The organism is Streptomyces sp. BBFR102, from assembly GCF_051397025.1.
Taxonomy (GTDB): Bacteria; Actinomycetota; Actinomycetes; order Streptomycetales; family Streptomycetaceae; genus Streptomyces.
The window spans coordinates 1928336-1942126 of record NZ_CP195757.1; the positions used below are offsets into that span (position 1 = coordinate 1928336).

Here is a 13791-nt window from a genome sequence, read left to right on the forward strand (position 1 = left end):
AGGCTGGCTCGGGGCGGGTCGCGGGGGCCCTCCGCCGCGCGCCGGGCGCGGGCGCCGGGGGGCCGGGCGGACACCTCGCGGCCACGGGAGGGCGCCGGTGCGGGGCGTACTCGGTCTCGACGGCGTGCGGCCGGAGCACGCCCGCCGCCAGGACCTCGGTGAGGCCCCGCCCGTCGGCGGCGGTGACCCCGACGCCCGCTGAGGGCGCCCGCGGCGCCGCCGGGACGGGGTGCCGCGAGGTGGGCGCCCCCGAAAGAGCGGGTGAACTCCCGTGCGGGGCCCGGATCTGCACGCCGGGCCGCCGTACCGGCTCCGCGTGTCCCTCCTCGGTGGGGGCGTGGGCGGTGCGCTCCGGACGGTCGCCCCCGCGCTCCGGCCTCGGGGTGGCGGTCCAGCCGGCCTCGGGCAGAGCGGGACGGCGTTGCGGAGCGTGCCCGAGTGGCGGCAGAGGCGCGGCTCTCGCTGCGCTCGCGCGAGCGCTCAGGTCGGCTCCAGGAGGAGGCCGGGCACGGCGGGGGCGACCGGGTTGTCGGGGCCCGGCGCGGCGTGGCGGCACCCGGACAGTCCGGGTAGGCCCGTGGACATGGCCTGCCCGCGCGGACGCCCCTCAGGGCACGTCCTCCAGCCCCAGCGGCTCCGCCAGCCCCGTCAGCCTCAGCAGGGCGCGCAGTTGCGGGGTCGGATCGCGCAGGCGCAGGTGACAGCCGGTGCGCTGGGCGGTGAGGCACAGGCGGGCCAGGGCGTCGACGGCGGCGAGTCGCGGCGGGTGGACGCCGGAGACGTCGCAGACGACCTCGGTGGCTCCGGTGGCCGCGAGGTGGGTCAGTTCGGCGCACAGGCGGGCCCCGTCGGAGGGGGCGACAGGGCTGGCCAGCCTCAGCACGGCGGGTTCGGTGACGTCTCCATCCACACCCGGGCAGACGGCCGGGCCGCCCGAAAGTCATCGGTGCGGCCCGGCCGTGGGGGGTGTGAAGGGGTCAGGCGATGCGGTCCAGGACGATCGGCGGGGTGTCGACGGTGGTGCCCGGCGCGGCGATGTCCCAGGCGGAGCCGAGCGCTTCGAGGGCGCCGGCGAACCGCTCGTCGGTGTCGGTGTGCAGGGTCAGCAGCGGCGCGCCCTCGGTGACGGTGTCACCCGGCTTGGCGTGCAGCTCGACGCCGGCGGCGGCCTGCACCGGGTCCTCCTTGCGGGCGCGGCCCGCGCCGAGCCGCCAGGCGGCCACGCCGACGTCGTAGGCGTCGAGTCGGGAGAGGACGCCGGTGGCCGGGGCGGTGACGGTGTGGGTGTGGCGGGCGGTGGGGAGCGGGGCGTCCGGGTCGCCGCCCTGGGCGGAGATCATGCGGCGCCAGACGTCCATGGCGGAGCCGTCGGCCAGCTTCTTCGCCGGGTCGGCGTCGTGGATGCCGGCCGCCTGAAGCATGTCCCGGGCGAGGGCCAGGGTCAGTTCGACCACGTCGGCGGGGCCGCCGCCGGCCAGCACCTCGACGGATTCGCGGACCTCCAGGGCGTTGCCCGCGGTCAGGCCGAGCGGTGTCGACATGCCGGTGAGCAGCGCGACCGTCTTCACGCCGTGGTCGGTGCCGAGGGAGACCATGGTCTCGGCCAGCTCGCGGGCGTCCTCGACGGTCTTCATGAAGGCGCCGGAGCCGCACTTGACGTCCAGTACGAGGGAGCCGGTGCCCTCGGCGATCTTCTTCGACATGATCGAGGAGGCGATCAGCGGGATGGCCTCGACGGTGCCGGTGACGTCGCGCAGCGCGTACAGCTTCTTGTCGGCGGGGGCGAGGCCGTCGCCGGCGGCGCAGATGACGGCGCCGGTGGAGGCGAGTACGTCGAGGAGTTCGGCGTTGCTCAGCGAGGCGCGCCAGCCGGGGATGGACTCCAGCTTGTCGAGGGTGCCGCCGGTGTGGCCGAGGCCGCGCCCGCTGAGCTGCGGGACGGCGGCGCCGCAGGCCGCGACGAGCGGGGCGAGCGGCAGGGTGATCTTGTCGCCGACGCCGCCGGTGGAGTGCTTGTCGGCGGTGGGGCGGGCCAGTGAGGAGAAGTCGAGGCGCTCGCCGGAGGCGATCATGGCGGCGGTCCAGCGGGCGATCTCGCGGCGGTCCATACCATTCAGGAGGATCGCCATGGCCAGCGCGGACATCTGCTCGTCGGCGACGGCGCCGCGGGTGTAGGCATCGACGGTCCAGTCGATCTGGGCGTCGGTGAGAGGGATGCGGTCGCGCTTGGCGCGGATGACCGAGATGACGTCCATCGGTCCGGCCTTTCTTCGGGGAGGCGGGCGGGTGCGGCCCCCCGCCTCGGAGCGGAAAAACGGGAGGGGCGGGGCGCCCGTCCGGCGCCCCGCCCCGGGGGGTCGTGCTACGCCTCGCCGGCCGCTTCCTGCGCCGTGAGGTGCCCGGCGCCGAACGCCTGCGGCAGCATCGCGTCGAGGGTCCGGACGCCCTCGGGGGTGCGCAGCAGCAGCTCGGGGCCGCCTGCCTCGAAGAGGAGCTGGCGGCAGCGGCCGCAGGGGACGAGGGCGGCGCCGGCGCCGTCCACGCAGGCGAAGTGGGTGAGGCGGCCGCCGCCGGTGGCGTGCAGTTGCGAGACCAGGCCGCACTCGGCGCACAGGCCGATGCCGTAGCTGGCGTTCTCGACGTTGCACCCGGTGACGATCCGGCCGTCTTCGGTGCGGGCGGCGGCACCGACCGGGTACCCCGAGTAGGGGGCGTACGCCCGGGACATGGCGTCCCGGGCGGCCTCCAGCAGGGGGGCCCAGCCGCCGGGCGGCTCGGTGGTGGCGGGGGCCGTCATCCGGCCTGGCCCTTCCGGTACGGCTTGTTGTTGTGCTTCGGCATGCGTAGTTTCTGCGCCGCCAGCGCCATCACCAGCAGGGTGACGACGTACGGGGTGGCGCCGACCATCTCGTTGGGCACGGTGTCCGTCATGAAGTACCAGACCAGCACGAGGACGGCGAAGCCGGCCGACACCGCGCCCGTCAGGTAGCTCTTGCGGTAGATCTTCCATACCGCCAGCAGGGCCAGCACCACCGCGATCAGCAGCAGCAGGGCGTGCACGGTGGTGCCGCCGTTGCGCAGCTGGAGCGCGTCGGAGTAGCCGAAGAGGCCCGCGCCCGCGGCGAGGCCGCCGGGACGCCAGTTGCCGAAGATCATCGCGGCGAGGCCGATGTAGCCGCGTCCGCCGGTCTGGCCCTCGTTGTAGATGTGCGAGCGGACCATGGCGAGGAAGACACCGCCGAGTCCGGCGAGCGCGCCGGAGGTGGCGACGGCCGCGTACTTGTACAGGTAGACGTTGACGCCGAGGGACTCGGCGGCCAGCGGGTTCTCGCCGCAGGAGCGCAGGCGCAGGCCGAACGGCGTGCGCCACAGCACGAAGTACGAGCCGGCCACCAGCAGCACGGTCAGCGCGGTCAGCGCCGAGACGTTGGTGACCAGACCGCCGAGGATGCCGGCGAGGTCGGAGACGAGGAACCAGTGGTGGTTCTCCAGCGACTTCAGGCCGTCGGACAGGCCGGGCACGGTGAACGACGGCAGGTCGGCCACGGCCGGGGACTGCTTGGGGCTGGCGCCGAGGTGGGCCAGCGGCTCGAACCAGCGCTTGGCGAGGTACGAGGTGGCGCCGAGGGCCAGGATGTTGATGGCGACACCGGAGATGATGTGGTCGACGCCGAAGGAGACGGTGGCCACGGCGTGCACCAGGCCGCCGATGGCGCCGGCGAGGACACCGACGACGACGCCGGTCCACGGGCCCCACTGGTAGCCGGCCCAGGCACCGAAGAAGGTGCCGAGGATCATCATGCCCTCAAGGCCGATGTTGACGACGCCCGCGCGCTCGGCCCACAGGCCGCCGAGACCGGCGAGGCCGATCGGCACGGCGAGGGAGAGGGCGGCGGCGACCTGGCTGGAGCCGGTGATGTTGTCGGCGCCGGTGATGACGCGTACGGCGCACAGGGCGAGCAGCGCCCCGGAGAGGAGCAGCAGGACGCGCGGCAGGCTCATCCGCCGCGAGCGGGTGGGCGCGGGCGGGGTGGCCTTCTCAGCGGTGACCGTGGCGCTCATGCCGGCACCTCCTTCTTCTCAGGGCTGTCCGGGGTGTTCGGTCCGGCGCCGGTGGGGCCGTCGCCGTCGTCCGGGCCTTCGCCGCCGTCACCGGGCCCCTCGCCGCCGGGGCCGGCGTCGGGACCGGCGGCGGCGAGTTCCGCGCCGACCATGCGCTGCTGGGACTTGAGGGAGTAGCGGCGGACCAGTTCGTAGGCGATGACGACGCACAGGACGATGACGCCCTGCATGACGCCGACGATCTCCTTGTCGTAGTCGTGGAACTCCAGGCGGTTGCCGCCGCGTTCGAGGAAGCCCCAGAGCAGGGCGGCGAAGGCGATGCCGACCGGGTTGTTCCGGCCGAGCAGCGCGATGGCGATGCCGGTGAAGCCGATGCCGGTGGGGAAGTTGCTGGTGAACTGGTGGCTGTCGTTGAGCAGCAGCGGCAGGCCGGTGAGGCCGGCGACGGCGCCGGAGAGCGCCATGCTGGTGATCACCATGCGCTTGACACCGACACCGCTGGCCTTGGCGGCCTCCTCGGAGCGGCCGACGGCACGCAGGTCGAAGCCGAACCGGGTGCGGCCCAGCAGGAACCAGAAGCCGATTCCGGCGAGGACCGAGACGAGGATGAAGCCCCAGATCTCGCCGTCGGCGCCCATGTCGAAGGAGAAGAACTGCCCGGACTCGGGCAGCGGCTGGGTGGAGACGCTGTTGGTGTCCTTGTGCAGCACGGCGAGCCGGTCCTCGACCAGCAGGTAGCCGATGAAGCTGGTGGCCAGCGAGTTGAGCATGATCGTGGAGATCACCTCGCTGACACCCCGGTAGACCTTGAGCAGCGCGGCGATCGAGGCCCACATGGCGCCGACCAGCATCGCCACCAGGATGATCAGCGGGATGTGCACCAGGACGGGCAGTTCCAGCGCGCCGCCGACGGCGGCGGCGAAGAACGCGGCCAGGCGGTACTGGCCGTCCACGCCGATGTTGAAGAGGTTCATCCGGAAGCCGATGGCGACGGCGAGTCCGGCGAGGTAGTACGTGGTGGCCTTGTTGAGGATGAAGACCTGGCTGTCGGACTTGGTGCCGTAGTCGAACATCACCCAGAAGGCGGTGAACGGGTCCTTGCCGGTCGCGATCAGCACCACCGAGGTGATGACGAAGGCGGCGGCCAGCGCGAGGACGGGCGCGAGCAGCGTGAGCAGCACACGCTCCACGGAGAAGCGCTTCATCGGGTGTCACCGTCCTCGCGGGGGTGGTCGTCGTTCTTGGCACCGGCCGCGGGCTCGGGCTCCGCGTCCTCGGGCGTACGGGCGCCGGGGACGGCCGGCGGCCCGTCGGGGTGTTCCAGGTGGCCGGAGGCGGCGCCGGTCATGGCGGAGCCCAGCTCCTCGGGGGTGATCGCGGCCGGGTCGGCGTCGGCGACCAGGCGGCCCCGGTACATGACCCGCAGCGAGTCGGAGAGGCCGATCAGCTCGTCGAGGTCGGCGGAGATCAGCAGCACCGCCAGGCCCTCGCGGCGGGCCTCGCGGATCTGGTCCCAGATCTGCGCCTGCGCGCCGACGTCGACGCCTCGCGTCGGGTGGGCGGCGATGAGCAGCTTGGGGTGGTGGCTCATCTCGCGGCCGACGATCAGCTTCTGCTGGTTGCCGCCGGAGAGCGAGGAGGCGGGCACGTCGATGCCGGGGGTGCGCACGTCGTACTCGGCGACGATCCGCGCGGTGTCGCGGCGGGCCGCGCCCGGGTCGAGGAAGGCGCCCTTGGAGTTGGGGGCCTCGGTGACGTGGCCGAGGATGCGGTTCTCCCAGAGCGGGGCGTCCAGGAGCAGGCCGTGCCGGTGGCGGTCCTCGGGGATGTAGCCGATGCCGCCCTCGCGGCGCCGGCGGGTCGGGGTGCGGGAGATGTCCGCGCCGTCCAGGCTCAGGGAGCCCTCGGCCGCCTCGCGCATGCCCATGATGGCCTCGACCAGTTCGGCCTGGCCGTTGCCCTCGACGCCGGCGATGCCCATGACCTCACCGGCGTGGATGGTGAAGGTGACGTCGTCGCAGACGGGCCGGCCGGTGTCCGGGTCGTGGACGGTGAGCCCTTCCACCGCCAGCATCGGCCGATCGGTGACGGTCGACTCGCGGGTCTCCGGGGTGGGCAGCGCCGAGCCGACCATCAGCTCGGCGAGGTGCCGGGCGGTGGTCTCGGCCGGGTCGACCGAGGCGACGGTGGTGCCGCGCCGGATGACGGTGATGGCGTCGGCCACCGACAGCACCTCGCCCAGCTTGTGCGAGATGAACAGGACGGTGAGGCCCTCGGCCTTCAGCTCGCGCAGGTTGTCGAAGAGGGCGTCCACCTCCTGCGGCACCAGGACGGCGGTGGGCTCGTCGAGGATCAGCGTGCGCGCGCCCCGGTAGAGGACCTTGAGGATCTCCACCCGCTGCCGGTCGGCGACACCGAGGTCCTCCACCAGGACGTCGGGCCGCACCCCCAGCCCGTACGCGTCGGAGATCTCCTGGATCTTCCGCCGCGCCTTGGCGCCGATGCCGTACAGCTTCTCGGCGCCGAGGACGATGTTCTCCAGCACGGTGAAGTTGTCGGCCAGCATGAAGTGCTGGTGGACCATGCCGACGCCGCGGGCGATGGCGTCGCCCGGCGAGTGCAGGTCGGCCCGGGTGCCGTCGAGCGTGATGGTGCCCTCGTCGGGACGCTGCATCCCGTAGAGGATCTTCATCAGGGTCGACTTGCCCGCGCCGTTCTCGCCGACGAGGGCGTGCACCGTGCCGCGGCGGACGGTGATGTCGATGTCGTGGTTGGCGACGACTCCGGGGAACCGCTTGGTGATTCCGCGGAGCTCGACGGCGATGTCGGCACCGGCGGAGCCGGAGCCGGGGTCGCCGGTGGGAGGCTCGCCCTGGGGGGCGCTGGCGGCTTTGATGACGCGCTCCTGGCTGACTGGAGGGTGGTGGCTGGGTACGGCTGACGGGCCGTACGAAGACTCCGCGCACCGGGCGGTGGTGCGCAAGAGGCGTGCGGGAGTGGTGTGGTCCCCGGGGCGTACGAGGGCGTGCAGTACGCGGCCTCACACGGAACGGACCCGGGGCTGCCGTGGGGCGCGCCCCGGGTCCGGGCCGCTGCGGGCCGGTTGGGGGCCGACCCCTGGGTCCGGCTGCCGAGGGTGTGACCGTGCCCGGGTCCGGTGAAGGGCCCGGGGCTGGTCCGGCTGCCGCGCCCGGTCTCTGGGATGGGGGCTGTACGGGGGTCGGCGGGAGGGGGTGGACGTCGCGCCGCCCAGCCGGCGGGGCCGGTGGGGCGGGCGGCGCGACGGCCGCCGCGGGGTGTGTGGCCCCGCGGGCGGCGATCGGTCCGCCGGGGCGGGCCCTCGCGGGCTCAGCCCTTGTAGGTGTCGGTGACCTTGATGGTGCCGTCCGAGATCTTCTTCTGGGCCTCTTCGATCTTCGGCTTGATGTCGTCGATGAAGCCGCCGGAGTAGGCCAGGCTCACGCCGCCCTGCTCCAGGGTGAAGGACTGGACACCGGTGAGCTTCTTGCCGTCCTTGACGGACTTCACGAAGTCGTAGACCGCGATGTCGACGTTCTTGACCGCGGAGGTCAGGATCGAGTCCTTGTACGGGGCCAGGGGCGCGGAGTTGTACTGGTCGCCGTCGACGCCGATCGACCAGGTGCCCTTCTTCTTGGCGGTGGCCTCGATGGCGCCCGAACCGGAGGCGCCGGCGGCGGAGTAGATCACGTCGATGTCGCGGGCGAGCATGCCCTCGGCGATCTCCTTGCCGCGGTCGGGCTGGCCGAACCCGGCGGTGTCGTTGCCCTCCTTGACCCACTGGACGTCCAGCTTGGCCTTGGGGTTGGTGTCCTTGACGCCCTGCTGGAAGCCGCCCGCGAACTTCTTGATGAGGACGGAGTCGGTGCCGCCGATGAAGCCGACGTGGTCGGTCTTCGACTTGAGGGCGGCGGCCACGCCGGCCAGGTAGGACGCCTCGTGCTCGTTGAAGACCAGGCTGGTGACGTTGGGCAGGTCGACCACGGAGTCGACGATGGCGAAGTCGACGTCCTTGTACTTCTTGGCCGCCTTGGTCACCGAGGGCGCGTAGGCGAAGCCGACCGCGATGACGGGGTTGTAGCCGGCGTCGGCGAGGTCCGCGAGGTGCTGGTAGCGGTCGGCCTCGGTCTCACCGGTCTTCGCGGTGATCTCCTTGCCGCCGAGCTTCAGCTCCTTCTTGGCCTTGTCGTAGCCCTTGGCGGCGGAGTCGTTGAACGAGTGGTCGCCACGGCCGCCTTCGTCGTAGGCGAGGCCGATGCCCTTGTTCTCGCCCGAGGACGCCTCGGTGGAGGACTCGCCACACGCGGTGGCGGTGAACGCGAGAGACGCGGTTGCTATGCCCGCGGTGAGAATCCTGGTTACCCGGCGCACGAGGGGTTCCTTCCACTGACCCGAGAGCGCCGGCTTCCGGCGCTGGTTTCGCCGCATCGTAACGCGCGTAGATGTCGGGGAAAGCCCCCTTCCGCAGCCGTTATCGATTCGACGCGAACCAGCCACGTCGCGCGGGCGGACGGCACGTTGACGCAGGGCGTCGGATCGGGGGTGGCGCGAGGTTTCCGGCGGGTTACGCGGGAAGGGTGCGGGGCCCTGCCGGGCCGCGCGAAACCTGGTCCGGCCCCCGGGATCGCATACGAACCGCGACGGGGCCGCGTCCGGGGGAGGTCCCTCCCCCGGACGCGGCCCCGTACGGCGTGCTGCCTACCGGTTGATCGACTGGATCTCCTCGACCGTGACCGCCTGTTCGGCGCCGAAGGTGCCCTCGGGCAGGTCGCCGCCGGTACCGCCGCTGCCGGTCCAGGTGATCTCCCAGGTCACGGTGGCCTGGAGCGGGAAGGTGCCGCCGCCGGAGGAACGCAGGTACTTCAGGCCGCAGTCGGGCGTCCGGTCTGCCTTGCCCTTGGCGTACGGCGCGCCGATCGAGCCGTCGTCGTTGAACGCGCACTCCCCGGAGGCGGGGTAGGTCTGGGCGTCCTTCGTCCCCGGCTCCAGCTTGAGGGAGACGGGCTTGGCCGTGGTGGTCGCCTGGATGTTCACGCCACCGGCGTCGAGGGAGGCGGTGACCGCGACCTCCTTGAAGGTGGCCTTGTCGAGCCAGGCCCAGGTGGGCAGGTTGACCTTGGTGGCCACCTCGGGAGCGAGGGCGACCTCGGTACCGGGCACCTTCAGCCGGTTGTAGGCGAGTTGGGCGAGGATGTCCGGGGTGATGGCGTTCTCCACCTCGGGCGTCTCGCCGTTGTCGACCCAGAAGGTCGCCTGGTCGCAGGCGAACGCGGCCGAATCGCCCGACTCGGCCCGCCCCTCGTCACGGACTGCCTCCCACCACATGCCCTCGCCGGACTTCTCCTTGTTGAAGTCGTCGTAGGGCTCGCCGTTGATGTAGTGGTCCTGGGACATCCGGTACGCCTCACCGGCGCCGCTGAAGTGCGGAATGTCCCAGCTCTTCCGGAACTCCTTCTCGAACTGCTCGGGCGTCCACTTCGGCTCGTACCAGCAGGCCGGCGGCTTCCAGTCGCCCGCCGGAGCGACGGGGCCGGAGCTGCCTCCGGAGCCGTTCTGCGACTCGTCGTACGTGACGACGCTCGCGTAGATGCTGTCGCCGCCGGCGCCCCCGCTGGGCGTGGCCGTGCCCTCCGTCGCGCCGCCGGAACCGCCGCGTCCGGCCCACGCCGTCTGCGGCAGCACCGCCAGGGCGGCGGCTGCGGTCAGCACGGACAGGGCCCTGCTGGTCCTCGACCTCACGGATATCACTGGCATTGCGAAGTCCCCCTCTTCGAATACACGTCGGTGGTCTGCCAGACGCCCTTGTCGTTCTTCGCCAGTCGCGTGGAGTAGAAGACGAGTGAGTCGCCTGTGTCGTCGACAGCGTCCGAGGTCTTCCCGGACTTGAGGTCCTTGTTGTACGCCTTGGACTCGTCGGAGCAGTAGGACAAGGTCGCCTCGTCCTTCTTCTTGCCCTCGACGGTGACCTTGCGGTCGTAGTAGCGGACCGTGCCGGTCCAGGTGATGTCGTCGTCGTAGAAGCCCTGCACCCAGACGGCCGCACCCCGGGCGGCCTCGCCCGTCTGGTAGAAGCCGAAGGCGGGCCGCTCCAGGGAGCGCGTGTGGATCGCCTCGTCCAGGGAGTTGATCCGCCCCTCGCTGTCGCGCAGGACGGCCTCCACCACCGGGTCGCCGTTGCCGCCGCCCTCGAAGACGTTCTTCATGTCCTTCGGCAGCTCGACGGCGGGCCGCTCGGCCCCGGGCGACGCGCTCGGGTCCGGGGCCGCGCTCGACGCGCCGCCGCCCCCGGCCCCCGCGATCTTGTCGTCCGCGCCGGGCTTCCCGCCCCCACCACCGCAGGCGGCCAGCGACAGCACGGCGGCCGCTGCGAGTGTGGCGGCGGGCAAAGTGCGGCGGTTCACCATGGACTCCCCGTGAAACAAATGTTCTGAAGAACTGACGCTACCGGCGCCGGTGTTGGTTTCGCCATAGCGATCCCGCGTGAGGCAGGGCACGACGGCGTAACGGCCGGCCCCCGCCGGCGCGACGAGGGCCGGCCGATGGACGGACGGGCAGTCACTCTTGCCCCTCCGGGTGACGCCGCAGGTACCCGTTGCAGTCGGTGGCGGCGGTCATGTCGCCGACGCCACTCGCGCCCGGGAGGCGAGCGCGCCGGCGCTACCGGTCGGGCTCGCCGACCCTGGCAGGGGCACACCGCTGGTCGAGTACCAGCCCTGAACCGTCAGGTGTGGCGTCCCCTTCTCGCCCGCCACAGCCACTTCTGCGCCAGCAGCGTCAGCGTCCCGGCGACGGAGATGGCCACGAGGTTGAGGAGGAGCTGTTCGCTGGAGAGGCGGGTCTGGGCGAAGTTGCCGTAGGAGAGGGCGACGGCGGCGTTGGCGGCGGCCGGGATGGTGGTGACCGAGATGGCGACGCCGACCAGGGCGCCGGACTTGGCGGAGGTGAGGGAGAGGGTGCCGGCGACGCCGGCGAGGACGCCGACGATCAGGGAGAACACGTCGGGCGAGACGATGAAGTCGGTGAGGGGACGCGGCCTGGTCAGCTGTTCGGCGTGGAAGAGCCCGGCCGCGTCCATGGCGAGGCTGAACAGCACGGTCGCCGCGATGGCCGCGGCGAAGCCGGCGAGCAGGCAGATCAGACAGCGCGCCACGAGCCGGTGCCGCCGCTCCACCACGGCCACCGAAACGCCCGCGAGGGGGCCGAAGTCAGGGCCGATGGCCATGGCGCCGACGATCAGCACGGCGTTGTCGAGGACCACCCCGCAGGCGGCGAGCATGGTGGCGAGGGTCATGAAGGACAGGTAGGTGACGGAGAGCGTCGACTCCTCGTGGGTGATCTCGGCGAGCTGGTCCCACAGCACGGCGTCCGCACCGTCCCCCGGCGCCTCCTTCTCGGCCCGGTCGGCACCCTGCGACACCGTCAGGTCGATGTTCTCGACGGCGATCGACCCGTAGGCGTCGACCCCCAGCCGGCGCAGGGCGTGCACCGCGTCGTCCCCCGACTCTCGGGCCACGTCGCAGAGGATCACATCGCCCTGCGGCTCGCGGGCGGCCCCGGGCAGCACGATGAGGTTGTACGTGCCCGGAACACCGCGCAGCGTGGTGACGGCCTCCTCGGTGCGCTCGCCCGGGGTGATGATCCGCAAGTGCAGCATGACGGCAGGTTAGGCGGGGCGGGGGCGCCCGGGGCGGGAGTTCAGGGCGTGTCCGCGTCAGCAGCCGGGCGGAGGCCGACACCGGTCGCGCGCGGGGGCGCCGTGGCGGCGGGCCAGGTCGATGGCGTGGCGGAAGGCGCCGGCGCGGCATCGGACGGCCGGGCGGCGGGGAGGCCCTGGGCCTGGGGCGACAGGCGGGCCCCTACTCGCTGCCGGCCCGCGCTCTTCGTCCGGCGCCCGGCCCCAGTCCCCCGGCAGGTCGCCCTGAGCCCGCTCAGCGCCGTCCTGGACCGCGCCTTCGCGGACGAGGAGTCGTTTCCGGTTCGGCGGCTGCGCGTACCGCTACGGCGTCCCGGACTTCGCCGAGTCGTCCGGGCCGCCGCACCTGGTCCCCGACGGCCTGGTCAGGGCCGTGGACCTGGAAGTGCCCAGCCACTGGGACGACTTCCACCACCTCGCCCCGGAAGGGCCTGCCGGGGCGGTGGGGAGGCCGGGGCCGGACCCGGCCTCCCCCGCGTCACGCCCGCTCGCCCGCGTCCAGCAGGGCCGCCGCGGTGAACATCTCCACGCCCACCCGGATCGCTTCCTCGTCGACGTCGAAGTCGCCGCGGTGGAGGTCGCGGGAGACGGGGTCGCCGGGGCGGCGGACGCCGAGGCGGGCCATGGCGCCGGGGACGTGTTCGAGGTACCAGGAGAAGTCCTCGCCGCCGAGGCTCTGCTCGGTGTCCTCGACCGACTGGGCGCCGCGGCGGGCGGCCATGGCGGTGTGGAGGAGGTCGGCGGCGGCGGGGTCGTTGACGACGGGCGGGACGCCGCGGATGTAGGTGATCTCGGGCTTGGCGCCGTACAGGGCGGCGATCTCGTCGATGGCGGTGTGGATCAGGTCGGGCGCCAGCCGCCAGGCGTCGAGGTCGAGGCAGCGGACGGTGCCGGAGAGTTCGGCGTGCTGCGGGATGACGTTGCAGGCGTGGCCGGAGTCGATGCGGCCCCAGGTGACGGCGAGCCCGGAGCGGGCGTCGACGCGGCGGGCGACCAGGGCGGGCACGTCGGTGGCCACCTTGGCGGCGGCGGTGACCAGGTCGGTGGTGAGGTGCGGGCGGGCGGTGTGGCCGCCGGGACCGTCGAGGGCGATCTCCAGCCGGTCGCAGGCGGAGGTGATGGGGCCGACCCGCAGGCCGATGCGGCCCGCGTCGACCTTGGGGTCGCAGTGGACGGCGAGGATGCGGCCGACGCCGTCGAGGACGCCGTCCTCGATCGCGTCGGCGGCGCCGCCGGGCAGCACCTCCTCGGCCGGCTGGAAGAGCAGCCGCACCGGGTGGGGCAGCTCGCCCTCGCGGTCCAGGGCGGCCAGGACCAGTCCGGCGCCGAGGACGGTGGTGGTGTGCACGTCGTGGCCGCAGGCGTGGGCGCGGTCCGGGACGGTGGAGCGGTACGGGGCGTCCGCCTTGGTGTCCGGGATGGGCAGGGCGTCGATGTCGGCGCGCAGCGCCAGCATGCCGCGCTCGTCGCCCTCGGCGCGGGTGCCGATGTCGCAGATGAGGCCGGTGCCGGAGTCGAGGACGCGGGGGGCGAGGCCGGCCTGTTCCAGCCGCGTCTTGACGGCCAGCGTCGTCCGGAATTCCTGGTTGCCGAGCTCCGGGTGCATGTGCAGGTCGCGCCGGAAGGCGATGAGCTCCGCACAGAGCCGGTCGGGGAGCGTACCGGCGATCTCGCCGGCGGCCGGTACGGCGTCGGCGGCCTGGTCGCGGGCAGAGGCAGGGGTACCGGGTTCGCGGGACATCAGTTGGTTCACCTTGGCAAGGTTAGGCCGCCTCAGGTGCCAACTCGCCATCGTTCAACAAAACTTCAACCGGAAAGACGTAAGAAAAACCGCCTCGGGATGCTTACCGTACGGATGCGGAGGGTATGAAACTGTGTTTTGTCCGGCGTTCACCTGCGGAGATGGCGCTCTGTTCAAGCCATGGGGAGCGCCGGCGGATCGGGCCGGATCTGGGGGGCCGCCGTCTCATCTGGTGGGCAGCCGTGCGGCGGAACGGCCCGGCCTCCCGGACCGTGCT

The 13791-nt window shown here is 72.6% G+C and carries 11 protein-coding genes; all 11 read right to left on the reverse strand.

Annotated elements, in window-relative coordinates:
• Positions 1-607 precede the first annotated feature (607 nt).
• Entirely contained in the window at positions 608-883 is a 276-nt protein-coding gene (locus tag ACSLIC_RS08620) for an STAS domain-containing protein (protein WP_436737102.1), read from the reverse strand.
• 94 nt (positions 884-977) lie between these two features.
• A complete protein-coding gene (locus tag ACSLIC_RS08625; RefSeq protein WP_436737103.1) occupies positions 978-2255 on the reverse strand; it encodes a thymidine phosphorylase in 1278 nt (425 codons plus the stop codon).
• 107 nt (positions 2256-2362) lie between these two features.
• Positions 2363-2797: a cytidine deaminase gene (locus ACSLIC_RS08630; RefSeq protein ID WP_436737104.1), complete on the reverse strand. Its 435-nt coding sequence runs from the start codon at positions 2795-2797 to the stop codon at positions 2363-2365.
• Positions 2794-4062, reverse strand: coding sequence for an ABC transporter permease (locus tag ACSLIC_RS08635; RefSeq protein WP_436737105.1), 1269 nt, complete (start codon positions 4060-4062; stop codon positions 2794-2796). The genes ACSLIC_RS08630 and ACSLIC_RS08635 overlap by 4 nt, the downstream gene beginning before the upstream one ends.
• A complete protein-coding gene (locus ACSLIC_RS08640) occupies positions 4059-5267 on the reverse strand; it encodes an ABC transporter permease (RefSeq protein ID WP_436737106.1) in 1209 nt (402 codons plus the stop codon). The genes ACSLIC_RS08635 and ACSLIC_RS08640 overlap by 4 nt, the downstream gene beginning before the upstream one ends.
• Positions 5264-7045, reverse strand: a complete 1782-nt coding sequence (locus ACSLIC_RS08645; RefSeq protein ID WP_436737107.1) for an ABC transporter ATP-binding protein — start codon at positions 7043-7045, stop codon at positions 5264-5266. Before ACSLIC_RS08645 ends, ACSLIC_RS08640 begins: the two co-directional genes overlap by 4 nt.
• A gap of 365 nt (positions 7046-7410) precedes the next feature.
• Positions 7411-8451 (reverse strand): BMP family lipoprotein, encoded by a 1041-nt coding sequence (locus ACSLIC_RS08650; protein ID WP_436737108.1) that lies wholly within the window; start codon positions 8449-8451, stop codon positions 7411-7413.
• A 327-nt stretch (positions 8452-8778) separates the two neighbouring features.
• Positions 8779-9834: a hypothetical protein gene (locus ACSLIC_RS08655; RefSeq protein WP_436737109.1), complete on the reverse strand. Its 1056-nt coding sequence runs from the start codon at positions 9832-9834 to the stop codon at positions 8779-8781.
• Positions 9825-10484, reverse strand: coding sequence for a hypothetical protein (locus ACSLIC_RS08660; RefSeq protein WP_436737110.1), 660 nt, complete (start codon positions 10482-10484; stop codon positions 9825-9827). Before ACSLIC_RS08660 ends, ACSLIC_RS08655 begins: the two co-directional genes overlap by 10 nt.
• Positions 10485-10801: 317 nt before the next feature.
• Complete coding sequence (locus ACSLIC_RS08665) at positions 10802-11734, reverse strand: DUF389 domain-containing protein (RefSeq protein WP_436737111.1); 933 nt, start codon at positions 11732-11734, stop codon at positions 10802-10804.
• A 517-nt stretch (positions 11735-12251) separates the two neighbouring features.
• The gene (locus ACSLIC_RS08670; RefSeq protein WP_436740317.1) at positions 12252-13514 is read right to left on the reverse strand and encodes an amidohydrolase; all 1263 of its coding nucleotides are present in this window, start codon (positions 13512-13514) and stop codon (positions 12252-12254) included.
• Between the last annotated feature and the right edge of the window lie 277 nt (positions 13515-13791).

What these genes read in the sequence shown, in the direction of transcription:
- ACSLIC_RS08665 (WP_436737111.1), bottom strand. Translation starts at nt 11,734, where the DNA reads ATGCTGCACTTGCGGATCATCACCCCGGGCGAGCGCACCGAGGAGGCC.
- ACSLIC_RS08655 (WP_436737109.1), bottom strand. Translation starts at nt 9,834, where the DNA reads ATGCCAGTGATATCCGTGAGGTCGAGGACCAGCAGGGCCCTGTCCGTG.
- ACSLIC_RS08670 (WP_436740317.1), bottom strand. Translation starts at nt 13,514, where the DNA reads ATGTCCCGCGAACCCGGTACCCCTGCCTCTGCCCGCGACCAGGCCGCC.
- ACSLIC_RS08635 (WP_436737105.1), bottom strand. Translation starts at nt 4,062, where the DNA reads ATGAGCGCCACGGTCACCGCTGAGAAGGCCACCCCGCCCGCGCCCACC.
- ACSLIC_RS08630 (WP_436737104.1), bottom strand. Translation starts at nt 2,797, where the DNA reads ATGACGGCCCCCGCCACCACCGAGCCGCCCGGCGGCTGGGCCCCCCTG.
- ACSLIC_RS08625 (WP_436737103.1), bottom strand. Translation starts at nt 2,255, where the DNA reads ATGGACGTCATCTCGGTCATCCGCGCCAAGCGCGACCGCATCCCTCTC.
- ACSLIC_RS08640 (WP_436737106.1), bottom strand. Translation starts at nt 5,267, where the DNA reads ATGAAGCGCTTCTCCGTGGAGCGTGTGCTGCTCACGCTGCTCGCGCCC.
- ACSLIC_RS08660 (WP_436737110.1), bottom strand. Translation starts at nt 10,484, where the DNA reads ATGGTGAACCGCCGCACTTTGCCCGCCGCCACACTCGCAGCGGCCGCC.